This is a genomic window from Nonomuraea sp. NPDC005501, from assembly GCF_040605905.1.
GTDB lineage: Bacteria > Actinomycetota > Actinomycetes > Streptosporangiales > Streptosporangiaceae > Nonomuraea.
Window position 1 is genome coordinate 1 of sequence record NZ_JBEXDT010000042.1, and the last position, 24,616, is coordinate 24,616.

Genomic DNA, 24,616 nt, shown 5'->3' on the forward strand with positions numbered 1-24,616 from the left:
GGAGGACTGACCCTCCCGGCCGCGCCGCCCGGCGTGCCCGGACGGGCGGCTCAGCCGCAGTTGGCCCAGCCGGCGCTGGTGCTGCCGCCGCCGGCGCTGCCGGAGTACTTCACGCACTTGCCCTTGGCCGGGAGATACACCGGGCCGGCGTAGTAGTCGAAGTTGCCGCTGTCGCTCTTGCTGCCGCCGCCCTGCACGTCCAAGGTGGCGCTGACGGGGGTCTTCTTGCCGATGTCCGTGGTCTTGAGCGTGACCACACAGTTCTGACCGCTGCTGTTGTTGTAGAGCTGGTACGTCGTACCGCCCGCGAACGAGCTGGACCGCTGGACGTAATACCCGGAGCCGCACACCGAGGTGGGGCTGTGGGGGTTCGTCCTCGGAGCCTCGGTGGTCTTGGTCGGCGTCGGCTTCGGAGCCTGGGTCGTCTTCGTGGGCGTCGGCTTCGGAGCCTGGGTCGTCTTCGTGGGCGTCGGCTTCGGAGCCTGGGTCGTCTTCGTGGGCGTCGGCTCCGGCTCCCTCGTCGGCTCCTTGGTGGGCTCCTTCGTCGGTTCCTTCGTCGGCTCGGGCTCCTTGGTGGGCTCCTTGCTCGGCTCCTTCGTCGGTTCCTTCGTCGGCTCCTTGGTGGGCTCCTTCGTCGGCTGGGGGTCCTTGCTGCGCTCGGGCTCCTTGGTCGGCGACTGCTCCTGAGTGGGCCTGGCGGACCGCGACCTGGTCTGCTCCGCGCTCGCCGTGGGCTGGCTGACCGTGGGCTGGCCCGTCGGCGGCGTGACCGGCTGCGTGACGACAGGCGCGGGCGTCGGCACCGAGCTCAGCTCCGGCGTGGGCGCGCCGTCCGACGGCCAGTCCGTCGTCAGCTCGATGGGCGCGATCCCCGTCGGATCGGCACTCGGCGTGTCGGCCCAGGGGACCGTCACCTCCGGCTGCGACTGCTGTGGGTCGGGCTGCCCCGGCTGCCCGGGCTGCCCCACCTCCTGCTGCGGCCCCAGCGCCTTGCCCAGGCCGCTCAGCACGTTCTTGTCGCCGGTCGGCGTCGCGGAGCCCGCGGCGACCGTCTGAAGGCGCACGTCCGCGTACTGGCTCGCCCCCCACAGGCCCACACCCGACACGAGCACGACGGCGGCGACCGCCGCGGCGAGCCCGACCGGGAACGGCCTGCGTCGGACGGTCGTCCTCTCCCCCTGCTGCGGGACGCGCCACACCTGCTGCTGGTCCTGCGGCGGCCCCCACGAGGGTCCGGCCTGCTGCTCGGGCGGCGGACCCCAGGCGCCCGGCTGCTGGACGGGCACGCCCTCCAGCGGCGGCTGATGCGCGGAGGGCGGACCCCACGCGCCGGGCTGCTGGACGGGCACCCCTTCGAGCGGCAGCTGCGCGGGCGGCAGGAGCTCGGTCCGCTCCTGCGGCGGCACCGGCGCGACCGGGGCGATGCCGCCCGCCTGCACGGCGGCGCCGTCCTCGCTCCCCTTGTCGCCGAGGAGCTGGAGCAACGCGGTGTAGGTGGTCGGGCGCTGCGCCACTTCCTTGGACAGCGCCGTCAGCACCACCCGGCGCAGCGGCTCCGGCAGGCCGTCGAGGTCCGGCGCGCCGTTGAGCACCGCCTCCTCCTCGTGGCCGAAGGGAGGCCGGCCGGTGGCCGCGAAGGCGACGACGGCCGCCCAGGCGAACACGTCGGCGTACGGGCCGTACCCCAGGCCCCTGATCTGCTCGGGCGCGCGGTAATCGATGTCACCGGCGGCCTCGCCGAGGTCGACGTCGGTCACCGCCGGGCCGTCCGTGCCGAGGATCACGTTGTGCGGCGTGAGGCCGCGGTGCGTGATGCCGGCCAGGTGGACGGCGGTCAGGGCGGTGAGCACGCCCACCGCGATGCGCTCCAGGGCGTCGCCGGTGATCGGGCCGTCGGCCGCGACGGCCTCGGCGAGGCTGCGGCCCTCGATGTGCTCCCGGACGACGTACGGTCGTTCCTCGTGCAGGCCGGCGTCCAGCACCTTGGCCACGGACGCGGAGGAAATACGCCGGACGGCGGTGAACCGCTGCGCCTGTTCCGGTCCCGCCCCCGGCGCAGGGGGCAGCAGCTTGATCACCCGCAGGGACGCGTCGTCGGCCTCCTGGCCGAGGAAGGTGGTGCCTCGCGGGCTCCCGTCGAGCCGCCCGATGACGGCGTACTCGCCCAACCGCTCAGGGTCCCCCGGCCGCAGAGGGTGCATCTTACTTCCCTTCAGGTCAAAGCATGACGTGAGGCATATTTAGCCGAATTCTGTCACTTTTGTATCAGTAGTTTCGGTCCGGCGTCCGGCAATCGCCCGCCGACGCTTCCGTGAGCGAGAAGCCCTTCGCGAGGCCACGCGCGGGCGACCTTTCACGGACATCCAGGTGACGGGCCCGGCGGTGCCCGGGCCCTCCGCCCTCCCGCGAGATCCGGTGCCCGGTGTTGATGAATTCGTGATCCAGCGGCATCGGGTTCGTTACCGCAGATTCACGGCATCGCCCCATTCACGCATGCTTCCGTACACAACGAAAAAGCCCCGGCTCGCGCCGGGGCCTTCGCGAAGCTCTTCGATCAGCGGGTCGCGGACTCGATGTTGCCGCGGTAGGTGTTGATGACCCGGGCGGCCTCCTGCAGCTCCTCGGTCATCCGCTGGAAGGCGGTCCGGTAGTTCTGCCAGGCTCCCTGGAAATGGATGGCACCCTGGCCGGTCCAGGCCGTGCCGACCTTCGCCGCCTCGCGGTCGAGCGCGGTCATCGTGGTGCGCACCGCCTCCGACTGCTGGGTGAACTGCGTCGCCATCGACTGCATTTCCGCGGGGTCGCCACCGAGCAGGTTCTGGCCCATGCATACCTCCTGGATCGTCGTGATAGCGCACTCACCATAGGCGCGCCGCGGGGGCCCATCGCCCCTGTTATGCCGAGCGGCTATGGTCGTCCAGAGGATCATTCGGTTTCCCCGTGCGGCTCGGGGCACCTGGGGGGAGCCGGTGGCCGGCACCTAGACTCCGTTGAGTGCCCGTCGAGGAAGGACGAACGTCGGTGCAGAAGGTTCTCATCGCCAACCGCGGCGAGATCGCCGTGCGCGTGGCCCGCGCCTGCAAGGACGCCGGCATCGCCGGCGTGGCCGTCTACGCCGACCAGGACCTCGACTCCCTGCACGCCAGAACGGCCGACGAGGCGTACGCGCTGGGCGGCCGGTCCCCCGCCGAGACCTACCTCGACATCGGCAAGCTGCTGGACGTCGCGCGCCGCTCCGGCGCCGACGCCGTCCACCCCGGATACGGCTTCCTGTCCGAGAACGCCGACTTCGCGCAGGCCGTGATCGACGCGGGCCTGACCTGGATCGGCCCGCCGCCCGCCGCCATCGCCGCGCTCGGCGACAAGGTGCGGGCCAGGCACATCGCGCAGAAGGTCGGCGCCCCGCTGGTCGCCGGCACCAAGGACCCCGTCTCCGGCGCCGGCGAGGTCGTCGCGTTCGCCGAGGAGCACGGCCTGCCGATCGCCATCAAGGCCGCGTACGGCGGCGGCGGGCGCGGCATCAAGGTGGCCCGCCGCATCGAGGAGGTCGCCGAGCTGTACGAGTCGGCCGTGCGCGAGGCCGTGGCCGCCTTCGGCCGCGGCGAGTGCTTCGTCGAGCGCTACCTCGACCGGCCCCGCCACGTCGAGACCCAGTGCCTGGCCGACCGGCACGGCGGCGTGGTCGTCGTCAGCACCCGCGACTGCTCCCTCCAGCGCCGGCACCAGAAGCTCGTCGAGGAGGCGCCCGCGCCGTTCCTCAGCGACGAGCAGATGGAGATCCTCCGCTCCAGCTCCAAGGCCATCCTGCGGGAGGCCGGCTACGTCGGCGCGGGCACCTGCGAGTTCCTCGTCGGCCAGGACGGAACGATCTCCTTCCTGGAGGTCAACACCCGCCTCCAGGTCGAGCACCCGGTCACCGAGGAGGTGTCGGGCATCGACCTGGTGCGCGAGATGTTCCGCATCGCCGACGGCGAGCCGCTCGGCTACGACGACCCGGTGCTGCGCGGCCACTCGATCGAGTTCCGCATCAACGCCGAGGACGCCGGCCGCGGCTTCCTGCCCGCCCCCGGCACGCTGACCGTGCTGCGCGCCCCGTCCGGGCCGGGCGTCCGGCTCGACTCCGGCTACGAGGCCGGGATGACCGTGCCCGGCACGTTCGACTCGCTCATCGCCAAGCTGATCATCACGGGACGCACCCGGCGGGAGGCGCTGGAGCGCAGCCGCCGTGCCCTGGCCGAGTTCGAGATCGGCGGCATGCCGACCGTCCTGCCGTTCCACCGGGCGATCGTGTCCGACCCGGCCTTCACCGCCGAGCCGTTCTCCGTCCACACGCGGTGGATCGAGACCGAGTTCGACAACACGATCGCGCCGTACGACGGCGAGCAGGCCGCCGCCGAGCCCGCCGCCCGCGAGAGCGTGACGGTCGAGGTCGGCGGCAAGCGCCTGGAGGTCGTGCTCCCCGCCGGCCTCGGCGCGACCACCACCGCCTCCTCCCCGGCCGCCGGGCGGCGTCCCAAGCGCGGCGGCGGCGCGCAGAAGACGGCGGCGGGCGGCGACGCGCTGGTCAGCCCCATGCAGGGCACGATCGTCAAGGTCGTCGCGAGCGACGGTGACACGGTGGCCGAGGGCGACACCGTCGTGGTGCTGGAGGCCATGAAGATGGAGCAGCCGCTGGCCGCCCACAAGTCCGGCACGATCACCGGCCTCGGCGCCGCAGTAGGCCAGGCGGTCACCTCCGGCGCGACAATCTGCGAGATCAAGGACGCCTGACCTGCGGACCTCCGGGTAGAGGGTCCCGGGAAGGCGCCGTCACGCGGCGCGCCCGTCCGTACGAAACAAGTAACGTGCCCCAGTGAGGAACTTCGCCGATCGCCCGTTCGTCCTCAAGGGCGAAGGAGGCTTGCTGCCCATGACCCATTCGCTGCGCCGAACCGGGGCCGCGATCGCGGCTCTGTTCGCCGGTCTGCTCGTCGTTCTCGCACTCTCCCCCGCGGCAACCGCGGCGGCGGCGCCGCCTGACGCGCAGTCCGTCGTGTCCTACTGGAAGGACAAGAAGGACCCCCTCTACGTGGAGTCCGGCTCGCCGCTGACGTCGGACCAGCAGTCCGCCATCCGCGAGACGCTGAAGGACTCCAAGAGCGACGTCTACGTCGCCGCGCTGCCCGACGGCTCCGTGACCGACCCCAAGGGGTACGTCAGCGGGCTCGGCCAGGCCACCGTTCAGGCCAAGGGCGGCGGCCAGGTGACCGTGGTCGTGCTCGACGGCACCTCGATGTTCGCCATGTCCAACTTCGGCGGGTCCGGCGCCACCGACCGGCTGTCCAAGCTGGCCGTGCGCAACCACAAGGACGACATGGCCGCCGGCATCGACGACTTCGTCTCCCGGGTCAACCTGATGGCCGAGGGCAAGAGGTCCGCACTCGACTCCGGCCCGGTGGGCGGCGACGGCGGCGGCTCCGGCGTGCTCGTCGGCCTCGGCGCGATCGCGCTGGTCGGCGGCGGCGGCTACTTCCTCTACTCCAAGAACAAGAAGAAGAAGCAGGCCATCCAGGACGCCAAGGACTTGGCCGCGGTCAAGCAGACCGTCGAAGAGGACGTCACCAAGTTCGGCGAGGAGATCACCGGGCTCGACACGGACGTCACCCTGGCCGGTCAGGGCGGCGCCAACATCCAGGAGTGGCAGCAGGCGCTCGACGCCTACGAGAAGGCCAAGACGCAGCTCGCCGCGGTCCAGCGGGCCGACCAGGTGCGCGAGGTCACCCAGACGCTGGAGGACGGCCGCTACGCGCTGGCCGTGGTGAAGGCCAGGGTCAACAACCAGCCCGTGCCCGAGCGGCGCGCGCCCTGCTTCTTCAACCCGCAGCACGGCCCGTCGGTGCGCGACGTCCGCTGGGCCCCGGCCGGCGGCGCGGTGCGCGACGTGCCCGCCTGTGCGGCCGACGCCGAGGCCGTCGAGCGCGGCTTCGACCCGCAGATGCGCGAGGTCATGGTCAACGGCGAGCGCCGGCCCTACTACGACGCCGGCCCCGCCTACCAGCCGTACGCCTACGGCTACTACGGCGGCTTCGGCGACATCATGACCGGCATGTTCATCGGCACCATGATGGGCAGCATGTTCCACGGCGGCTACGGCGGCTACGGCGCCGGCTACGCCGAGGGCTACTCCGACGGCGGCGGCGGTGACTTCGGCGGCGGCGGCGGCGACTTCGGCGGTGGCGGAGACCTCGGCGGCGGTGGCGGCGGCTGGGGCGACTTCGGCGGCGGCGGCGACTTCGGTGGTGGCGACTTCGGCGGCGGCGGCGACTGGTAAGCCGGCACGTCTCACCGCATGATCGGGCGCGTCCCCTCCGGGGGGCGCGCCCGTCGCGTCTCCGCCCTCACTCCCGCCGTCGCGTCTCCGCCCTCACTCCCGCCGGCCGACCACGGCCTTGGAACGGAGCCGGTCGCCCGCGAAGCACAGCCGGTAGGCGTCGTCGTCGAAGGCCCGCACGGTGTAGTACACGCAGCTCTCACCGGCCGGGGGCGGCGGGGCGCCGTCGGGCGGGCCGTCCATGGTCACCGCGGGCAGATGCGCCTCCACCTCACCGCGCGTGGCGCCCACCGTCAGCCCGTCGTACGTGCCGCGCGGCAGGACGGACAGCGACGAGCTGAGCAGCCAGACGGGGATCATCAGCAGCAGGATGCCGGCCAGCACCGCCAGCGGCACCATCACGGTCTGGGCCAGGCCGCGGCGCACCTCCCGCTCCGCCCGGGCCAGCTCGGTCGCGGACGTGCCGCGGACGGGCTCGGCGGCCGGGCGCGCCGCCGCGTTCGCCTCGGTGGGCAGCTCGGCCACGACCTCGAACCCTCCTCCCGGTACGGGACCCGCGCGCAGCGCGCCGCCTGCCAGGCGTACCCGCTCGTCCAGGCCCACCAGCCCGGCACCGCCCGACACGGCGCGCGCCACGGGACCGGAGGCGTCGGCGGGCCCGTTGGCGACGGTCACGAGCAGCGTGCCGCCCTCGCGGGACACCCGGACGCGCACGGGCGCGCCGGGGGCGTGCTTGGCGGCGTTCGTCAGGGCCTCCTGAACGACGCGGTGCGCGGCCAGGGCGGTCATGGGGGGCAGGCCGGCGAGGTCGTCCAGGCGTTCCAGGTCGACGTCGAGACCTGCGGCGCGGGCCCGTCGGACCAGCGCGAGCGGGCTCCCGGCGGCGGACCGCCCACCTCCGCTCCCGTCGTCCCCCTGCTCGTCGCCCCGCTCGTCGCCCCGCTCGCCGTCGTGCTCGCCGTCGTACTCGCCGTCGTACTCGCCGTCGTGAAGCTGATCGTCGCCCGGCCGGTCGTCGTCGGTGCGCAGGACTCCGACGATGTCGCGCAGGCGCTCGGTCGCCTCGGCGGCGGCCGCACGCAGCTCCGCCGCCACGGCCTGGTGCCGAGGGTCCAGCGCGGGGTCGAGCTGGAGCGCGGCGGCCCGCATGGCCATGAGGGTCAGGTCGTGCCCGAGCGAGTCGTGCATGTCGCCCGCGATGCGGGCCCGCTCGCGCATGCGGGCCTGCGCGGCGACGGCCCGCTGCTCGCGCTCCATGCGGTCGGCCAGCCGCCATCCGGCGCGGGCGAGGGCGGCGTACTGCCGGCGGTACCGGCCGAGCTGCCACGGCACCACCACGACAAGCAGCAGGATGATCAGCAGCGATGACCAGCCCCACAGCCGGTCCGGCGACAGGAACGCGCACAGCGGCAGCCCCGCGGCCCCGACGGCGGCGAAGAACCACAGCGCCGGCCGGGCCGCCACCCGGCCGCCGGCCAGGAAGGCGAGGACCGCGAGCGCCGGCCAGTACGGCGCGGCGAGCAGCTCGACGTCGAGCGCCAGCCCGAGCGCGACGGGCACGGCCAGCGCCACGAGCGGCCACCGCCGGCGCACGGTCACGGCGACGCCGAGCAGCGGCAGGCCGGCGGCCGAGACGAGCGCCTCGCGTCCCTCCAGGACGAGGGCACCGACGAGGGCGGGGACGGCGAGCAGCAGCCACAGGACGACGCCCCGATGCCTTCCGAGCCGACCCGTCAGGCGGCTGACCTGCCGGGACACCAGGCGCCTGACGAGCCGCACCGCCAGGTCGGGCCGCCGCGGCCGGGGAGGTTCCGTCCGAGGGAGCCCTGGTTCGGGTTGCCGCGGCTGGGGGAGCACATCACGCACATCAAGCATGCTCCCAGCCCACCGCAGCAACGCCGTACAGATGTGCTGCCGTAGCTGAACTGCGTCTACCGGGTCAGTCCAGGTGGGCGGGCGTCCTCGGCGGCTCAGATGCCGCCGTTGTGGCGATAGCCGAACGCTTGAAGATCTCGGAGGTGTTCACCCTGGACCGGCGCCACTTCAGCGCTGTCCGACCAGCTCATGTACCCGCATTCACCCTGCGGCCGTAGCCTTCGACGGCGGGCACGGCGACCGTCTGCCGACCGTTGCCGTCAGCAGATGCAATCATCCTCCGAGTGAGGCTCCCCGACCACTTCAGCAGGTACTACTACCTTCGTCGTAGTTCACGAGATCGTGGCACCTGCTGGAGCTCGACGGCTGGTCCGGGACCCTGGACGAGAATCTCTACGCTCGGGGAGCACACCACGCACCTCAAGCATGGTCCTGCCAGGCCTCGTGCTGGGGCACAGGGACGGGGGTGCTCGCCGCCGTCCTGGCTCACCGGGCGTTCGACCGCATCACTGCCACCGACATCAGTTCGCGTGCGCTGGCCTGCGGCAGTGCGGCATGCCGATGGCCGGCCCCCTGCGGGCAGTGAGGGCTTGTGGGCTGTCGATCTGGTTGCGGTGACGGCCCACTGGCTCAGGACCGACGCACATGTTCGCTCGAAGCGTGTGTGTCTCCGGCTAAGCGGCGGGGCTGATGCGTGAGTGCTGTGCCAGGAACCAGTCGGTGGCGATGTCGGTTCCCGTGACGCGTCCGATCAGCGCCAGGGCTGAGCTGATGCTCTCCGGATCCTCCACGGGATTGTCGAGGACGTCGTCATCGCTGATCTGGAAACGCAGTCCGTCCATCAGGTGATCGAGCGCGTGCGGGGCGTCTCCGTACCGCCTCTCTGGCAGAAGTGGATCGAAGGAGGCGATGATGCGCCCGTCGCGGGCGTAGTCGAAGTAGGCGTTGAAGTTGATGTCCATGAGGAGGCCGAGGGCCTGACGGCCGCCTTCGGTGATGGAGCGCAGGAAGTCGCCGTGGCCGTGCGCCGGCACGATGCCGATCCAGCCGTTGACCTCGGCCACCCACCGGGACCCGTCGTCGATGGCGTGATCGAGGATCTCGCTCAGGTAGCACGGGGCCCGGGTGGCGAGGTCCAGGTGGAAGTCCCGGGCGAGCGCGTCGAGATCCGCGCCCGTGATCCACATGGCGCTGAATCCCAGCGCCCACAGGTCCATCTCGGCATCCAGCCCCTCGGTGAAGAGCGTCGCGACCAGAAGGTCGTGCAGGTGGGTCGGTGGCTGCATGGCCGCTCAGGCTACTCGGGGCGGAACGCGCGAAGGGTGGTCTCCACGAGCGCGTCGGCGTACTCCGGGGTGAGCGGCCCGGAGCGGAGCAGCCAGCGCTGGTAGAGAGGGGCGTACAGCACTTCCAGCACCAGATCGAGGTCGGCGTCCGCGGCCAGCTGGCCCGCTCGCTGGCCGCTGCGGAGCCGTTCCTTCTTGGCTTCGTCGACGGGGCCGGCCAACTTCTCGCGATACATGGCGGCCAGGGTGGGATCGCCGATGATCTCCATGTTGAGTGCCCTGACGGGTGCTTCGAACGCCGGGTCCGCGAACTCGGCGACGGTCGCCCGCATGACCATCTTGAGGTCGGCCTCGAGGTCGCCCGTGTCGGGCAGCCGCACCCCCTCCCCGCCCTCGCTGAGCACCAGGAACGAGTCGAAGATCACCGCCCCCTTGGACGGCCACCAGCGGTAGATGGTCTGCTTGCCGACTCCCGCCCGGGCGGCGATGGCCTCGATCGTCACCTTGGCGTAACCGAGCTCGGAGACCAGATCGCGCGCGGCGTCGAGGACGGCCCGCCGGGATCGCTCGTTGCGGCGGGCGGGGTTGGGTGTTCTGGGGTTGGGCACGCCCCAAGCGTACCACCAAACGAGACGATACGTCTCGTCTTGACAGCGGACCGTCACGCCTGCAGACTCTGCTTTCACGAGGCGAACCGTCTCGTCTCATGAATGCGAGGAGACCACGTGACAACCCCCCGCGTATGGTTCATCACCGGCGCTTCCAGAGGCCTGGGCCGGGCCTTCGCCGAGGCGGCGCTCGCCGCCGGAGACCGCGTCGTGGCCGCCGCGCGCGACCTCGGGCCGCTCGGCGACCTCGCCGCCGCGCACCCCGACAGCCTCGTACGGCTGACGCTGGACGTCTCCGACCGCGCGGCCGTGCGGGACGTGGTGGGCCGGGCGGCGCAGGCGTTCGGACGGCTGGACATCGTGGTCAACAACGCCGGCACGATGCTGTTCGGCATGGTGGAGGAGGCCACCGAGGAGCAGATCCGCGCCCAGTTCGAGGTGAACTTCTTCGGCGCGGTCTGGGTGGCCCAGGCCGTCGTGCCGTACCTGCGGGCGCAAGGGTCCGGCCACATCCTGCAGGTCACCTCGATGGGGACCGGCGGCGGGTTCGCGTCCGTCGGTTTCTACGCGGCGAGCAAGAGCGCGCTCGACTCGATGAGCCAGGCGCTGGCCATGGAGGTGGCGCCGTTCGGGATCAAAGTGACGATCGTGCAGCCGGGCGGGTACGGCACGGACCTGTTCACGCGGGGCACCACGACGACAGAGCCGCTCCCGGAGTACGAGCCGCTGCGCGCCAGGCTGGCCGAGATGTGGGGCGAGGACGCCGGTCCCGACCCGAGCACCGCAGCGCCGGTGGTCATGGAGCTGGCCGGCCTGGCGGAGCCGCCGCTGCGGCTGATCGTCGGCGGCGCCTCCTACGACATGGTCCAGCAGATGGACCAGGCCCGCACGGAGGAGTACCGGGCCTGGGAGCACCTCAGCCGGCAGGCTCCGGGCTGAGGCGGGCGTCAGTCCACGCGTCGGGAACGAGCCGAGCCGTGGACCCGAGGAGTCAACCGCGCCGAGAAGAGGAGATGGGCCCCATACGTACCGCCGCCCAACTGGCACTGACCGAGATCACCAAGCGTTACGGCACCCGCGTCGTCCTGGACCGCGTGTCACTCACCATCAAGTCCGGCGAGCGGATCGGGGTGATCGGCGACAACGGTTCGGGAAAGTCCACGCTGATCAGGCTGATGGCGGACGCCGAACGGCCGGACAACGGCGAGCTCGTGGTCGTCGCGCCCGGCGGCGTCGGCTACCTGCCGCAGTCGCTCGCGCTGCCGCCGCACGCGACGGTGGCCGATGCCGTCGATCTGGCGCTGGCCGACCTGCGAGAGCTCGAAGCCCGGATGCGGGCGGCCGAGCGGTCACTCGCGGAGACCGGCACGGAGGCGCGCGCCGACCAGGATGTCCACGCGGGGGCAGAGGCCTGCTCGGGCCTGCCGGCGCTGGACGTCTACGCCCGCCTGGTGGCGGAGTTCGAGGCGCGGGGCGGCTACGAGGCCGACGCCCGTGTGGACGTCGCGCTGCACGGGCTGGGGCTGCCCGGGCTGGACCGGAGCCGCCCGCTGGGCACGCTCTCCGGTGGCGAACGCTCCAGGCTCGCCCTGGCCGCCACGCTGGCATCCGCTCCTGAGCTGCTGCTGCTCGACGAGCCGACCAACGACCTGGACGACCGGGCGGTGGCCTGGCTCGAACAGCGCCTGCGCGCCCACCGGGGCACGATCGTGGCGATCACGCACGACCGGGTGTTCCTGGAGCGGGTGACCACCGCCATCCTGGAGGTCGCCGACGGGCAGGTGCGCCGCTACGGCGACGGGTACGCCGGATACCTGGCGGCCAAGGCCGCCGAACGCGCCGCACAGGCGCGGGCCCACGAGGAGTGGAAGACGGAGCTGGACCGGCATGCCACGCTGGTGGCGGCCAACGCGGGGCGACTCTCGGCGATCCCGCGCAAGACGCCCAAGGCGGGCATGGGGACCGGGACCTGGCGGGCACGCTCGCGTACACACGGGGCCGCCGGGCGCATCCGGCAGTCCCAGCAGCGGCTACGGTGGCTCACCGAGCGCCCGGCGCTGCCGCCGCCCGAGCCGCTGCGCTTCACCGCCGCCCTCGCCACCTCGGGAGCCGCTGCCGGGACCGAAGTGGTCACGCTCGACGGCGTGGAAGTGACGGGGCGGCTCCGCCTGGAGTCCCTGGCCGTCCACGCCGGTGAGCGGCTGCTCGTCACCGGCCCGAACGGGGCGGGCAAGACCACGCTGATGCGCGTACTCGCCGGAGAGCTGCGGCCGGACGCGGGCGAGGTACGGCGGGCCGGCCGGGTCGGGTTCTTCCGGCAGGACGAGCCGGACACCGGCGACGTGCGGCCGGCCGGCAGGGCCAAGGGTCTTCGACAGGACGGGCCGGCCGGGACGGCGGAGTGGACCGTGCTGCGGGCCTACGCGCACGGACGGCTCGGGAGCCTGGACGAGCACGCGGACGCGCTGCTCGCCCTGGGGTTGTTCCGGCCGTCGGACCTGGGGCTGCGCGTCGGAGAGCTGTCCTACGGGCAGCGGCGCCGGATCGAGCTGGCACGGCTGGTGAGCGAGCCCGTGGACCTGCTGCTGCTGGACGAGCCGACCAACCACCTGTCGCCGATGCTCGTGGAGCAACTGCAGGAGGCGCTCGTCTCTTACGACGGCGCGCTGGTCGTCGTGACGCACGATCGGCGCCTGCGGGCCTCCTTCACCGGCTCCCGGCTGAAACTGGACGAGGGGGTGGCGGCATAGCCGGCCGGGGCCGCCACGGGTCCGCCGTCCCAGCCGGTCCCCCGACCCCGAGGAGCGCCCGGCCTGGTCAGGTGCTGGAGCGGATGGCGAGGTGGGGTGGGAGGAGGGTGGCGTCCGGGACCTCGCGGCCTTCGAGTTTCTCCATCACCAGGCGCACCGCCTCCCTGCCGACCTCCTCCGCCGGGATCAGGACCGAGGTGAGCGGGGGGCTGGCGCGTTCGGCCACGTCGTCCGGGCAGATGGCGACCACGGCGACGTCCTCCGGCACCCGCCGCCCGAGCTGGCGCAGCGCGCCGAGCACGTGGTTGACGGCCGACTCGTTGTGGACGACCAGGCCCGACAGCGCCGGCCGTTCGGTGAGCAGGCGGGTGATGGTCGTGTGGACCTCGTCGAACGTCTCCTCGCACGGCAGCGCGAGCCCGTCCAGCCCGTGCGCGGCGACCGCCTCGGTGAAGCCCTCCCTGGTACGGCGGGCGAAGCCCGTGCCCCGGTCGTAGACGACGTGCGGGGCGCCCAGCAACGCGATCTGCCGGTGTCCCCGCTCCGCGAGATGGGCGACGCAGCGGGCGCCGGCGGCGGCGAAGTCCAGGTCGACGCAGGTGAGGCCGGCCGGCTCGGCGGGGAAGCCGATGAGCACGCTGGGCTCGGCCAGCTCCCTCAGCAGCGGCGCGCGGCGGTCGTGCAGCTCGACGTCCATGAGCACGAGGGCGTCGACGAGCGCGCTGGCCGCCACCCGCCGGATGCCCTCGGGGCCCTCGTCGGCCGTCAGCAGCAGCACGTCGTGGTCGAAGCGGCGGGCGGCCGTCACCACGGCGGTGGCGAAGCGCATGAGGACCGGCACGTGCATGCCGGCTCGTAACGGCAGCACCAGGGCGATCACGTTGGACCGCTTGCTGGCCAGGGAGCGGGCTCCGGCGTGCGGGTGGTAGCCGAGCGTGCTGATGCTGTCGAGCACCCGCCTGCGGGTGTCGGCCGAGATCGTCCGCTTGCCGCTGAGCACGTACGAGACGGTGCTGACGGCGACGCCGGCGTGCCGGGCGACCTCGGCGATGGTGACGGCGCGCCCGCTCAATCGCCCGCTCCGCCGATGGACGGGCCGGCCGGCTCCCAGGTGAGGCCGGCGAGCGTGACGCCGTCGTTCTCGAACACGACATAAACATCGTGGACCCCGCCGGGGCCCGCAAGCGGTGCGGTGAGGGTCTGGAGGGCGTGGCGGCCGGTGCGGGGCACGGGGAAGGCGGCCAGCGCCTCGCCGTAGAGGGGGTCACCGAGCCGCAGGGTGATCACTCCGCCCTCGGCCGAGCCGGCCGTCACCGCGCACGAGGCGGCGCCGGCCAGGTCCACCTGCCGGAACGCGATCCAGGCGCCCTCGACCTCCGAGCGGACCGCCTCGCCCTCGACCGGGTCGGCGTCCACGAACGCGACCGCGTCGTACTCGTCGTGGTCCACGGCCCGCAGGGGCCCGGTGCGGGGCGGGACGGTCTCGCCGGGCACCTCGAAGTCGGCGCACAGCCGCAGGTCGGTGGCGCTGCGGCCGACCATGAGCCGGTGCGGCGCGTCCTCCACGACGAGCCGGCCCCGCGTCACGTCCCAGAACGCCAGCTCCTCCACCGGCAGGCGGAGCGTCACGGTGCGGCTCTCGCCGGGCGCGAGCCGCACCTTCTCGAAGCCGCGCAGCCTGCGCAGCGGCTGTTTGACGCGGGAGCGCCGCTGGCGCGTGTAGAACTGGACGACCTCGACGCCCTCGCGGGCGCCGGTGTTGGTGACCGTGACCTCGGCGGTCAGCACCCCGTCCACGAGCCGGACGCCCAGGTCGGCGAAGCCGAAGGTGGTGTAGCTGAGGCCGTGCCCGAACGGGTGGAGCGGGGTGCCGCGGAAGTACAGGTAGGTGGCGTCGGCCGTGATGATGTCGTAGTCGAGCAGGTCGGGCAGCTCCTGGGCCGAGCGGTACCACGTCTGGGTGAGCCGGCCCTCGGGGTCGGCGTCGCCGAACAGCACCTCGGCCAGGGCGTGGCCGTACTCCTGGCCGCCGTGGGCCGACCACAGGACGGCGGGCACGTCCGGGGTGGTCCAGGTGAGGGGGTAGCCGCTGGTGACGACCATGACGGTGCGCGGGTTGGCGGCGCGGACGGCGGCGAGGACGGCGTCCTGGGCCGGGGCGAGGGCGAGGCTCGTGCGGTCCTCGGTCTCGCGGCCGTTGACCAGCGGGTGGTCGCCGACCACGACGACGGCGACGTCGGCGCCCGCGGCCAGCTCCGCCGCCTGCCGGGCGCCGCTCCTGACCACGTCCATGGCCAGCCAGGCGGCCTGGTCGGCGTCGTCCACGAGACGGAGCACGCCGTCGTCACCGAGGCCGACGTAGCAGCCGGTGGCGATGTGCCGCAGGGCGAGCAGGCCGCGCGGCCGGTCCTCGACGCGGAACGTCTGGCGCACCTCCCAGCCGTTGGGGCCGGGCTGGTCGTTGACGAGCACCCCGTCCTCGGCCGACACGAAGCGGCCGGTGGCGGCGGCCCGCAGCGCGTAGGCGCCGCCGCCCCAGTCGAACACGTCGAACAGGTCCGCCGAGCCTCCGGAGCCGGCCGCGACGCTCAGCGGCCCGCCGGCCGGGTCGGCGGTCACGGGCCCGGCCTCGGCGGTGAGCGTCACCCGGTCCACGCCCTCGCAGAACACGGTCGCGCACCGCTCGGCCAGCCCGGCGCGGGCGGTCACGGAGTACGGCAGCGTGCCGCTGTACCAGTCCTCCATGAGCGTGTCGCCGAGCTGCCCGATGACCGCGACCCTGGTGACGGGTCCGAGGGGCAGCAGCCCGTCGTTGGCCAGCAGCACGATGGAGCGCCGCGCGGCCTCCCGGGCGAGGTCCTGGTGCGCGGGGCAGTTGACGACCTCCTCGGTGACGTCGTCGTACGGCGTGGCGGGGTCGAACTCGCCGAGCCGGAACCGGATCGACAGGACGTGCCGGACGGCCCGGTCCACGTCGGCCTCGGTGAGCAGGCCGCGGCGCACCGCCTCCCGGAGGTGGCCGAGCGTGGCCTCGGGCCGGTCGTCGTCCTGGGTGAAGCTGTCGAGCCCGGCCTTGACGGCGTGCGCGTACGCCTCGGGCAGGGTCTCGTGGTAACCCTGGACGCCGGTCAGGTTGGCGGGGGCGTAGGCGTCGCTGACCACGAGGAGGTCGTCGGGCGCCCAGGCGCGCAGGACCCGCTCGATCAGCGGGCTGAGGTGCGCGGGCCGGCCGTTGACCAGGTTGTACGACGGCATGACGGCGACGGCGGCGCCGCTCTCGATGGCGGGCCGGAAGGCGGGCAGCTCGTACTCGTGCAGGACGCGCGGCGGCAGGTTGCTGGAGGTGGAGCAGCGGTCGGTCTCGTTGTTGTACGCGAGGAAGTGCTTGAGCGTGGGGGCGGTGCGCAGCACCGTGGGATCGCTCCCACGAAGCCCATGGGCATACGCCTCACCCATGAGGCCGGTCAGCCAGGGGTCCTCGGAGTAGCCCTCCTCGTTGCGGCCCCAGCGCGGGTCGCGCAGCGGGTTGACCACCGGCGCCCAGACGTTGCGCCCGGCGCCGGACGGGTCCTTGTGGTGGAAGGCGAGCACCTCGTCGCCGGTGGCCTCGCCGACCCGGCGCACCAGCTCGGGGTCCCAGGTGGAGGCGAGGCCGATGGCCTGCGGGAAGACGGTGGCGGGGCCGAGCCAGGCGAGCCCGTGCAGCGCCTCGGTGCCGGTGCGGAACGGGCCCAGGCCGAGCCGCTCGACGGGCGCCTGGTACTGGTGCAGCAGGCCGAGCTTCTCGTCGAGGGTGAGCCTGCGGGCCAGGTCGGCGACGCGTTCCGGAAGCGGGGCGCCAGGGTCCCGGAAGACAGAGAGATCAGGAGGGAGGTCGTGGGAGACGTCGCGGGGGAGGTCGCGCAAGGGGGCGCGGAACGGTTCGTGCATGGCCATCCCTCTGAGACTGTCGAAGCGCTTCGACGACCGGCCGGGGAAGTTACGGGGGGATTTCGGTGGGTTCCCTGAAGGGTGCCCGTCCCCGTGACCGAGGTCAAGAGTCAGGTCAGGAGATTCGCGATATTGCGCCGGGCAGCCGGCCCGAGTCGACCGAGTCGAGCACCCGGGCCGCGCCGCCCAGCGCCGCCGCGTCGAGGCCGAGCGTCGAGGCCACGACCTCGCAGCCTCCTCCCCCCGGCGCGATCGCCCGGCCCGACACCTCCTCCCGCACCGCCGGCAGCAGCCACGGCGCGAGCGGCACGTAGTAGCCGCCGAGGACGACGACCTCGGGGTTGAGCAGGTTGGCCAGGACGGACACGCCCCGGCCGAGGCCGCGGCCGGCGGCGTCGAGGGCGGCCAGGGTGCCGGGGTGGCCGGCGCGGGCGGAGCGTACGGCGTCCTCGATCTCGACGGGGATCTCGCTCGGCGACAGGTCGCGGCGCAGGATGGCGCCGATGCCGGCGACGGCCTCCAGGCAGCCGCGGCGCCCGCAGCGGCACGCGGGGCCGTCGGGATCGAGCTGCACGTGGCCGATCTCGCCGCTGTAGCCGAGGCCGCCGCGGCGCAGCCGCCCGTCGAGGATGATGCCGGCGCCCACCCCGATCTCGCCGGTCAGGTAGACGAGGTCGGCGGCGCCGGCGCGGGCGCCGAAGCGCTGCTCGGCCAGGGCGGCGAGGTTGGCGTCGTTGTCCACCTGGACGGCGAAGCCGGGGTCGCGGAGCGCCTTGGCCAGGTCGCCGGCGAGGTCGGCGTCGCGCCAGCCGAGGTTGGGCGCGATGCGCACGACGCCCTGCACGTCGACCAGGCCGGGCACGGCCACGGCCAGTCCGAGCACCTGCCGCTCCTCGCGGGCCATGCGGGCGACGACGCGCCTGACGATGGCGGCGACGGCGGCCACGTCCTGGCTGGCGGACCCGCCGGCGGCGAAGGCGCGGCGCCAGGTGAGCAGCCGCTCCCCCGCGAGGCCGGTGGCGACCGCGGAGACGTGGTCGACGTTGATCTCGATGCCGATGGCGGCGTACGGCGAGCCGTCGAGGACGAGCATCGTGGCCGGGCGGCCGACGCGGTTCTCGGTGAGGCCGGTCTCCCGCACCAGACGGCGGTCGATGAGGTCGGCGACGAGGCTGGAGACCGTCGCCTTGTTCAGCCCGGTCGAGGCCGCGATGTCGGCGCGCGAGCACGGCGCGTGTTCGCGCACGAAGCGCAGCACCACCGCGAGGTTGGTCGCGCGCACATCGGCGAAGTCGGCCGGCTGAGGGCCGGTCGTGGATGTGATCAAAATCAGCCCCGTTCCCGCCAAGGAGGTGTCCCCAGCATGCCGTATCGCGGGCGCCCTTCACCAACCTGTGACCCGGGCGCTCCCTTGTGGCCGCGGTCACACTCCACTAATTTGTTTGGTCGGAAGACGAACTAATTCTAACCGCGATGTCACCTGCCTCGACAACCCCTGAACAGGCGAAGGGAGCGCGCCGTGACACTTACCGCTCAAGGCGCTTCGACCACCCGGCGCGGATTCCTCGGACTGGTGGGCCTGACGGCAGCGGGGATGCTGTCGGCCTGCAGCGCGCCCAGCACCCCCCGGCCCGGCTCCGGCGGCGCCACCGCCGCCGCCGGGGACAAGCTCAAGACCCTCACGCCCACCTACGTGCCCTTCGCCGCAGTCAAGCCCGACCTGCCCGGCACCACGTCCAACCTGCCCGGCGTCCCCGACATCAGCGGCGGGTTCAGCTCCTACCCGGCCGAGCCGGTGCCCGCGCTCACCCGGAAGGCCGGCAAGGGCGGCAGCTACAAGGCCATGACCCCGCTGTGGGGCCCTCCGCCGCCCGGCCTGGCGAGCAACTCCTACTTCCAGGCGGTCAACGCCGACATCGGCGCCACCGTGGAGTTCCAGATCACCGACGGCGTCACCTACGTCGACAAGGCCATCGCCCGGCTCGCGGCCCGGGACATCCCGGACCTCATGGTCATCCCGAACTGGGAGATCGAGAAGATGGCCGACTTCAACAAGGCCGTCGACCAGGCCTTCGAGGACCTGACGCCGTACCTCCAGGGCGACCGGGTCAAGACGTACGCGCTGCTGGCCAACCTGCCCACGGCCGCCTGGCAGTGGTCGGTGTGGAACGGCAAACTGATGGCGGTGCCGTACCCCACCGAGCCGTACCCGTACGGGCTGCTCTACCGCAAGGACCTGTTCGACAAGAACGGCTGGAACCAGAATCCCAAGAACGCCGAGGAGCTCTACCAGCTCGGCAAGGAGATCACCGACGCGAAGGCCAAGCGGTGGGCGTTCGGCGACATCCACGAGATGGCCTGGCCGATCTTCAAGGTGCCGCAGGAGTGGCGCTACGAGGGCGGCAAGCTGGTCCACAAGTACGAGACGCCCGAGTTCGAGCTCATGCTCGCCTGGATGCGCAAGCTGTTCGCCGAGGAGCTGATCCACCCGAGCGTCACCAGCAGCAAGGGCGCCAACGAGAAGGAGCTCATCGGCGCGGGCCAGATCGTGATCTACCGGGACGGCTTCGGCGGCTGGAAGGAGCTGCTCCAGCAGCACCGGCCCAAGAACCCCGGCTTCGCGATGGGCGCCTTCCCCCTCTTCTCGCACGACGGCAGCAAGCCGATCATGTACCACAACAACGCGGCCGGCATCTTCACCTTCATCAAGAAGGGCCTGCCCAAGGCGCAGGTGGAGGAGCTGCTGTCGATCCTCGACTGGTGCGCGGCGCCGTACGGCACCAGGGAGTACGAGCTGTCCACCTACGGGGTCAAGGGCAAGCACTTCGAGCTCGGCTCCGACGGCGTGCCCAAGCCGACCGAGCTCGGCACCAAGGAGGTCGCCTACACCTACGGCTTCCTCGGCGGGCGCCCGCTGTACGTGGACTGGCCGTTCCCGGACGCGGTGCAGGCCAACCTGGCCTGGCAGAACGCCTCGTTCCCGTACATCGAGAAGACCCCGTTCGACGGCATCAGGATCCAGCGGCCGGGCAAGTACGCGGGCCTGCAGGTGCCGACGGAGGACAAGTTCACGGACATCATGCGCGGGCGGCGGCCCGTCAGCGACGTCAAGCAGATCGCGGCCGAGTGGCGGCGCGACGGCGGCGACGAGGCCCGCGCGTTCTACCTGAAGGTCCTGCAGGACAACGGTCGTGCTTAGGGACTCCGTAGACTCCGGGGCGGCGGGGGACCTGACCGCGCCCGCCGCCCCGGACAGCACAGCACCGAGCGGCACGGGCGGAGCCCGGCCGGCGAGCCTGCGGGCCCGGCTGCGGCGCGACTGGCAGCTCCTGCTGATGACGGTCCCGGCGATCGGGCTGCTGATCGTCTTCCACTACGTGCCGCTGCTCGGCAACGTGATCGCCTTCCAGGACTACTCGCCGTACGTGGGCGTCAAGGACAGCCCGTGGGTGGGGATGGCGAACTTCCAGTGGCTGATGCTGGACGAGAGCTTCTGGGACGCGACGCTCAACACGCTGACCATCACCGCCTTCCAGCTCGTCTTCTACTTCCCGGTGCCGATCGTGCTGGCGCTCCTGCTGGACAGCGTCATCCGGCCCCGGCTGCGGCTGCTGCTCCAGAGCATCGTGTACATGCCGCACTTCTTCTCGTGGGTGCTGGTCGTGACGCTGTTCCAGCAGATGTTCGGCGGGGCCGGGCTGCTGGCGCAGATCCTGCGCGACCACGGCCGCTCCGGCCTCGACATCATGACAAATCCGGATACGTTCTTGCTGCTCGTCACCAGCGAGACCATCTGGAAGGACGCCGGCTGGGGCGCCATCATCTTCCTGGCCGCGCTCGCCGCGATCGACCAGAACCTGTACGAGGCGGCGGCGGTGGACGGCGCGGGCCGCCTGCGGCGCATGTGGCACGTCACGCTGCCCGGCCTGCGCCCGGTGGTCATCCTGCTGCTCATCCTGCGGCTGGGCGACGCGCTCAACGTCGGCTTCGAGCAGTTCTTCATCCAGCGCGACGCGGTGGGCCGCGACGCGGCCGAGGTGCTCGACACGTTCGTCTACTGGCGCACGCTGCTGACCGGCGAGTGGAGCTACGGCGCGGCGGCGGGCCTGGTCAAGGGCGTGGTCGGGCTCATCCTCATCCTGGTGGCCAACAAGGTCGCCCACCGGTTCGGCGAGCAGGGAATCTACAAGAGATCATGAATGCGGCATCCTGGGCGGAGCGGCCCACCGTGATCGGCCGGACGGGGAAGACGGCCGTGCTGGCCGCGATCGTCGTCGCCGTCGTCTTCCCCGTGTACATGGTGGTGGTGACCAGCCTGTCGACACAGGAGGAGGTCACCCGGGCGGGCGGCCTGGTGACCGTGCCGGGCGAGCTGTCGTTCGCCGCCTACGAGGAGCTGTTCGCCGGCGGCGTGGTGACGCGGGCCGTGCTGGTGAGCCTGGGCGTGACGGTGGTGGGCACGCTCCTCAGCCTGACCGTCACCACGCTCGCCGCGTACGGGCTGTCGCGGCCCGGCTCGCTGCTGCACCGGCCGCTGCTGTTCCTGGTCCTGCTGACGTTCCTGTTCGGGCCGGGGCTGATCCCGAAGTACCTGGTGGTCAGCGGGCTCGGGCTGATCGACTCGTACTGGTCGCTGATCCTGCCGGTGGCGGTCACGGCGTTCAACCTGGTGGTGATGCGGGCGTTCTTCATGAGCATCCCGGGCGAGGTCACCGACAGCGCGCGCATCGACGGGGCGGGCGAGTTCACGATCCTGCGGCGGATCGTGCTGCCGATGTCCCGGGGCGTGATCGCGGTGATCGGGCTGCTGTACGCCGTCGGGTACTGGAACGCGTTCTTCGACGCCGTGCTGTACCTGAACGACACGGCCAAGTGGCCGCTCCAGCTCGTGCTGCGGCAGTACGTCTACCAGGGCCAGTCGATGTTCGTGGGCCAGAGCGCCGACGTGGTGGCCGCCGGGCAGAGCCCGCCGCCGAACCTGGCGATCCAGATGTCGATCGTGGTGATCGCGCTGGTGCCGGTGCTGTTCGTCTACCCGTTCGTGCAGCGGCACTTCACCAAGGGCGTGCTCGTCGGAGCGGTCAAGGGGTGACCGGGCCGTCCCGGTCACCCCTGTCAGGTCACGACGCCGCGCAGGTCACGACCGGATTGGTGTTGGTGCCGGTGAAGGTGGCGTTGAAGCCGAACGAGGTGGTCGCGTTCGGCTGGAGGGCGCCGTTGTAGCCCGCGTTGGTCACGGTGACGGCGGCGCCGGACTGGCTCAGCGTGCCGCTCCACAGCTGGCTGATCTTCTGGTCGCCGCCGTACGTCCAGGTGACCTTCCAGCCGGTGGTGGCCGCGGAGCCGGTGTTCTTGACCGTGACCTCGGCCCCGAAGCCGCCGGGCCACTGGTTGCCGACGGTGTAGGTGGCGGCGCACCCGTTGCCCGTCGTCGGGGTCACGGTCGGAGTGACCGTGGGAGTCGCGGTCGGGGTGACGGTCGGGGTGACCGTGGGCGTGGCCGTCGGGGTCGGGCCGGTGCGGTCGCCGTAGATGATCCCGCGGCCGTTCGTGCCCAGATAGACCCGGCCGTAGATCCTCGGGTCACCGGTCAGGGCCTCGCCCATGTTGCCGTACTGGTGCTTGTCGTCGTTGATCCGCACCCAGGCCGAGCCCGCGTCGTCCGACCGGAACACGCCGGCGACGCCGTCGATCGTGGCCACCGCGAACACCGCCGGGTAGCTCTGGCCGGGGGCCGCCTTGCCGAAGCCGACGTTGATCGCGCCGGCGACGTTGCCGAGCCGGGTGAAGGCCGCGCCGCCGTTCGTGGAGTGGAACAGCCCCGTCTCGCCGGCCAGCCACACGTCGCCCTCCTTGCCGGGCAGCGCCTTGACGTGGACCGTGCCGGTGGCGGGCAGGCCGGTCGCGGCCGTGGCGGTGAAGGTGGCGCCGCCGTTGGTGCTGAGGTAGAGGCGCCCGCCGCTGTAGCCGTAGAACGTCATCGGGTTGACCCGGTCGGACTCGACGATCGCGCCCGTGGGCAGGCCCTGCGCCTGCTGCCACGAGTTGCCGTAGCCCACCGAGTAGACCGGGGTGACGCCCTTGGGCGCCCACACGAAGCGGGAGCCGTCGGCCGCGGCGGCCACCGTGCCGCCCTCGTCGATCCCGCCGGGCTCGGTGCCCTGGAACCAGTTCGCGCCGCCGTCCGTGGAGAAGGCCACGTGGCTGTCGTTGGGACGGTCGGAGTCCTTGAAGTTCCCCGCCCGCACCATGATCGACGGGGACTTCTCCGCGTAGTCCAGGCTGGTGGTCGTGGTGAAGACAGGCGAGGTGAACATCATCGACGGCACGGCGTCCAGGTTGGTGTGCCGGAAGCCGCCGATGTCACCGAGGCCGCTGACCAGCGGGGCGCCGCTGGGCGGGCTGATCAGGTCGAGCACCGCGGTCTCCTCCAGGCCCTTGGCCATGGGCCTGATGGTGAACTGGCCGCCCGAGTCCCACTTGGTGAGGTCCTCGGTGCCGTAGAGCGTCGCGCCGGTGCCGTACATCATGCGGTTGGAGTCGAACGGGTCGATCTCCAGCGACTCGGTCATCCAGCCGAGCTTGGGCGCCACCTCGGGCGGCTGCGGGTTGGCGCCGAAGGTCAGCCACGGGTTCTCGGAGATGTCCTGCTTGTAGCGGAAGCTGCGACTGGGGTACGAGGTCCAGTCCCACACGCGGGTCCAGGTGGCGCCCGAGTTGGTGGACCGGAAGAAGATCACGTCCGGCCACCAGGAGATCTGGGTGGCGACCATGAGCGTGCCCGGCTTCTGCCGGTCCAGGGTCAGGCCGCTGTAGCCGAAGTAGTCGTCGGAGCTGGACGACGGGATCGGGCTGACCTGGGTCCAGACACCGGTGGCGGTGGCGTAGCGCCACACGTCGCCCTTGGCCCCGTCGTACGGCCCGCCGGTGTCGCTGGTGGCGATGAACAGGTAGCCGTTGGCGGTGTCGAGCACGCCCTTGTGCGCCAGGTAGCCGGTCGGCTGGCCGGGCACCCGCTGCCAGGTCGCGCCGGAGTCGGTGGTGCGGTAGACGCTGTTGGCCTTGTCGGCCACGCCGACGTAGATCGTCTTGGTGGCGGCGCCCTTGGCGGAGGAGCGCGGGTCGTAGGTCACCCAGACCACGCCCGGCCGGTGGCTCAGGTAGCCGTTGGGGTCGCTCGGGTCCTGGGCGTAGTCGCCGGCGTTGGGGAAGCTCGTCACCTTGGCCCAGGTGGCGCCGTAGTCGGTGCTGCGCCACAGGCCGTTGCCGTTGGGGGTGCCGAGGTAGAGGACGCTGTTCTTGTTCGGGTCGACGGACAGCGCCTCGCCCATGCCGCGGCCCGGCATGTTGCCGCCGAGCTTGAACGGCAGCGGCGTCGCCTGCCAGGTCGCGCCCTTGTCCGCAGAGCGCAGGATCGCGCCGTTGTTCGGGTCCCAGGAGTTGGTGTACATGCCGGCCGCGACGTACACGCGGTTGGTGTCGACGGGGTCGGTGGCGAGGCTGACCACGCCGTTGTAGCCCCACTTGTCCCATCCGGCCCAGTCGAGGAGCGGCGTCCAGGACTTGGTGGACTGGTTCCAGCGGTAGGCGCCGCCGATGTCGGTGCGGGCGTAGACGAGATTGCGCTCGGTGGGGTTGAAGACGATGCCGGGGACGAAGCCGCCGCCGTCGATCCTGACGTTCTTGAACGCGTAGGGATCGGCGGCGACGGCGGACACCGGCGCCATCCTGACGACGACCGCCGCGAGGGCGACGGCGACGATCAGGAGCGTGCTGAACAACCGTCTTGGCATGGGGGGTTACCCTTTCCGGGCACGCGTGCCCAAAGGTGCCGCCCGCCCGGATGGCCTCCATGCA

16 protein-coding genes are annotated in these 24,616 nt (G+C 72.1%); 7 read left to right on the plus strand and 9 right to left on the minus strand.

Going from position 1 to position 24,616, the window contains the following annotated elements:
* Positions 1-50: 50 nt before the first annotated feature.
* Both ABZS51_RS21045 and ABZS51_RS21050 read right to left on the minus strand, forming a co-directional pair.
* Positions 51-2,201 carry a serine/threonine protein kinase gene (locus tag ABZS51_RS21045; protein ID WP_355443446.1) on the minus strand — a complete coding sequence of 717 codons (2,151 nt, stop codon included), beginning with the start codon at positions 2,199-2,201 and terminating at the stop codon, positions 51-53.
* A gap of 353 nt (positions 2,202-2,554) precedes the next feature.
* The gene (locus ABZS51_RS21050; protein ID WP_310708295.1) at positions 2,555-2,827 is read right to left on the minus strand and encodes a WXG100 family type VII secretion target; all 273 of its coding nucleotides are present in this window, start codon (positions 2,825-2,827) and stop codon (positions 2,555-2,557) included.
* Positions 2,828-3,021: 194 nt separating this feature from the next.
* On the opposite strand from ABZS51_RS21050, the gene ABZS51_RS21055 reads away from it, so the two are divergent.
* Together ABZS51_RS21055 and ABZS51_RS21060 are read left to right on the plus strand one after the other, a co-directional pair.
* Complete coding sequence (locus ABZS51_RS21055; RefSeq protein ID WP_310708296.1) at positions 3,022-4,770, plus strand: biotin carboxylase N-terminal domain-containing protein; 1,749 nt, start codon at positions 3,022-3,024, stop codon at positions 4,768-4,770.
* A 139-nt stretch (positions 4,771-4,909) separates the two neighbouring features.
* The gene (locus tag ABZS51_RS21060; RefSeq protein WP_355443450.1) at positions 4,910-6,310 is read left to right on the plus strand and encodes a hypothetical protein; all 1,401 of its coding nucleotides are present in this window, start codon (positions 4,910-4,912) and stop codon (positions 6,308-6,310) included.
* Between the two features lie 93 nt (positions 6,311-6,403).
* Here ABZS51_RS21060 and ABZS51_RS21065 read toward each other — a convergent pair whose 3' ends face one another.
* The 3 genes from ABZS51_RS21065 to ABZS51_RS21075 all read right to left on the minus strand — a co-directional run bounded on the left by ABZS51_RS21065 (position 6,404) and on the right by ABZS51_RS21075 (position 10,079).
* Positions 6,404-8,089, minus strand: coding sequence for a histidine kinase (locus ABZS51_RS21065; protein WP_355443453.1), 1,686 nt, complete (start codon positions 8,087-8,089; stop codon positions 6,404-6,406).
* A 770-nt stretch (positions 8,090-8,859) separates the two neighbouring features.
* Positions 8,860-9,471, minus strand: a complete 612-nt coding sequence (locus ABZS51_RS21070) for a DUF6461 domain-containing protein (RefSeq protein ID WP_355443456.1) — start codon at positions 9,469-9,471, stop codon at positions 8,860-8,862.
* Between the two features lie 11 nt (positions 9,472-9,482).
* Positions 9,483-10,079: a TetR/AcrR family transcriptional regulator gene (locus ABZS51_RS21075; RefSeq protein ID WP_355443459.1), complete on the minus strand. Its 597-nt coding sequence runs from the start codon at positions 10,077-10,079 to the stop codon at positions 9,483-9,485.
* A 117-nt stretch (positions 10,080-10,196) separates the two neighbouring features.
* Here ABZS51_RS21075 and ABZS51_RS21080 point away from each other — a divergent pair, with 117 nt between their 5' ends.
* Positions 10,197-11,018: an SDR family NAD(P)-dependent oxidoreductase gene (locus ABZS51_RS21080; protein WP_355443462.1), complete on the plus strand. Its 822-nt coding sequence runs from the start codon at positions 10,197-10,199 to the stop codon at positions 11,016-11,018.
* A 74-nt stretch (positions 11,019-11,092) separates the two neighbouring features.
* Positions 11,093-12,829 carry a ribosomal protection-like ABC-F family protein gene (abc-f, locus tag ABZS51_RS21085; RefSeq protein WP_355443465.1) on the plus strand — a complete coding sequence of 579 codons (1,737 nt, stop codon included), beginning with the start codon at positions 11,093-11,095 and terminating at the stop codon, positions 12,827-12,829.
* A gap of 67 nt (positions 12,830-12,896) precedes the next feature.
* Here abc-f and ABZS51_RS21090 read toward each other — a convergent pair whose 3' ends face one another.
* From ABZS51_RS21090 to ABZS51_RS21100, 3 genes are all read right to left on the minus strand, one after another.
* Complete coding sequence (locus ABZS51_RS21090; RefSeq protein WP_355443468.1) at positions 12,897-13,901, minus strand: LacI family DNA-binding transcriptional regulator; 1,005 nt, start codon at positions 13,899-13,901, stop codon at positions 12,897-12,899.
* Positions 13,898-16,759 carry a glycoside hydrolase family 3 C-terminal domain-containing protein gene (locus ABZS51_RS21095; RefSeq protein ID WP_355443471.1) on the minus strand — a complete coding sequence of 954 codons (2,862 nt, stop codon included), beginning with the start codon at positions 16,757-16,759 and terminating at the stop codon, positions 13,898-13,900. Before ABZS51_RS21095 ends, ABZS51_RS21090 begins: the two co-directional genes overlap by 4 nt.
* A 115-nt stretch (positions 16,760-16,874) precedes the next feature.
* A complete protein-coding gene (locus ABZS51_RS21100) occupies positions 16,875-18,086 on the minus strand; it encodes an ROK family transcriptional regulator (RefSeq protein WP_355443474.1) in 1,212 nt (403 codons plus the stop codon).
* Positions 18,087-18,278: 192 nt separating this feature from the next.
* On the opposite strand from ABZS51_RS21100, the gene ABZS51_RS21105 reads away from it, so the two are divergent.
* Genes ABZS51_RS21105 through ABZS51_RS21115 form a run of 3 tightly spaced genes read left to right on the plus strand, consistent with a single transcriptional unit; the run spans position 18,279 to position 21,851 of the window.
* Positions 18,279-19,958, plus strand: coding sequence for an extracellular solute-binding protein (locus ABZS51_RS21105; protein ID WP_355443477.1), 1,680 nt, complete (start codon positions 18,279-18,281; stop codon positions 19,956-19,958).
* On the plus strand, positions 19,951-20,958 hold the full coding sequence (locus ABZS51_RS21110) for an ABC transporter permease subunit (protein WP_355443480.1): 1,008 nt from the start codon (positions 19,951-19,953) through the stop codon (positions 20,956-20,958). The genes ABZS51_RS21105 and ABZS51_RS21110 overlap by 8 nt, the downstream gene beginning before the upstream one ends.
* On the plus strand, positions 20,955-21,851 hold the full coding sequence (locus tag ABZS51_RS21115; RefSeq protein ID WP_355443483.1) for a carbohydrate ABC transporter permease: 897 nt from the start codon (positions 20,955-20,957) through the stop codon (positions 21,849-21,851). The genes ABZS51_RS21110 and ABZS51_RS21115 overlap by 4 nt, the downstream gene beginning before the upstream one ends.
* A gap of 28 nt (positions 21,852-21,879) precedes the next feature.
* Here ABZS51_RS21115 and ABZS51_RS21120 read toward each other — a convergent pair whose 3' ends face one another.
* Positions 21,880-24,552, minus strand: a complete 2,673-nt coding sequence (locus tag ABZS51_RS21120; RefSeq protein WP_355443486.1) for a cellulose binding domain-containing protein — start codon at positions 24,550-24,552, stop codon at positions 21,880-21,882.
* Between the last annotated feature and the right edge of the window lie 64 nt (positions 24,553-24,616).

Excerpts from the sequence above, each read along its gene's own strand:
- ABZS51_RS21045 (WP_355443446.1), bottom strand. The coding sequence starts at position 2,201 with ATGCACCCTCTGCGGCCGGGGGACCCTGAGCGGTTGGGCGAGTACGCC.
- ABZS51_RS21060 (WP_355443450.1), top strand. The coding sequence starts at position 4,910 with ATGACCCATTCGCTGCGCCGAACCGGGGCCGCGATCGCGGCTCTGTTC.
- ABZS51_RS21120 (WP_355443486.1), bottom strand. The coding sequence starts at position 24,552 with ATGCCAAGACGGTTGTTCAGCACGCTCCTGATCGTCGCCGTCGCCCTC.
- ABZS51_RS21050 (WP_310708295.1), bottom strand. The coding sequence starts at position 2,827 with ATGGGCCAGAACCTGCTCGGTGGCGACCCCGCGGAAATGCAGTCGATG.
- ABZS51_RS21115 (WP_355443483.1), top strand. The coding sequence starts at position 20,955 with ATGAATGCGGCATCCTGGGCGGAGCGGCCCACCGTGATCGGCCGGACG.
- abc-f (WP_355443465.1), top strand. The coding sequence starts at position 11,093 with ATGGGCCCCATACGTACCGCCGCCCAACTGGCACTGACCGAGATCACC.
- ABZS51_RS21070 (WP_355443456.1), bottom strand. The coding sequence starts at position 9,471 with ATGCAGCCACCGACCCACCTGCACGACCTTCTGGTCGCGACGCTCTTC.
- ABZS51_RS21095 (WP_355443471.1), bottom strand. The coding sequence starts at position 16,759 with ATGCACGAACCGTTCCGCGCCCCCTTGCGCGACCTCCCCCGCGACGTC.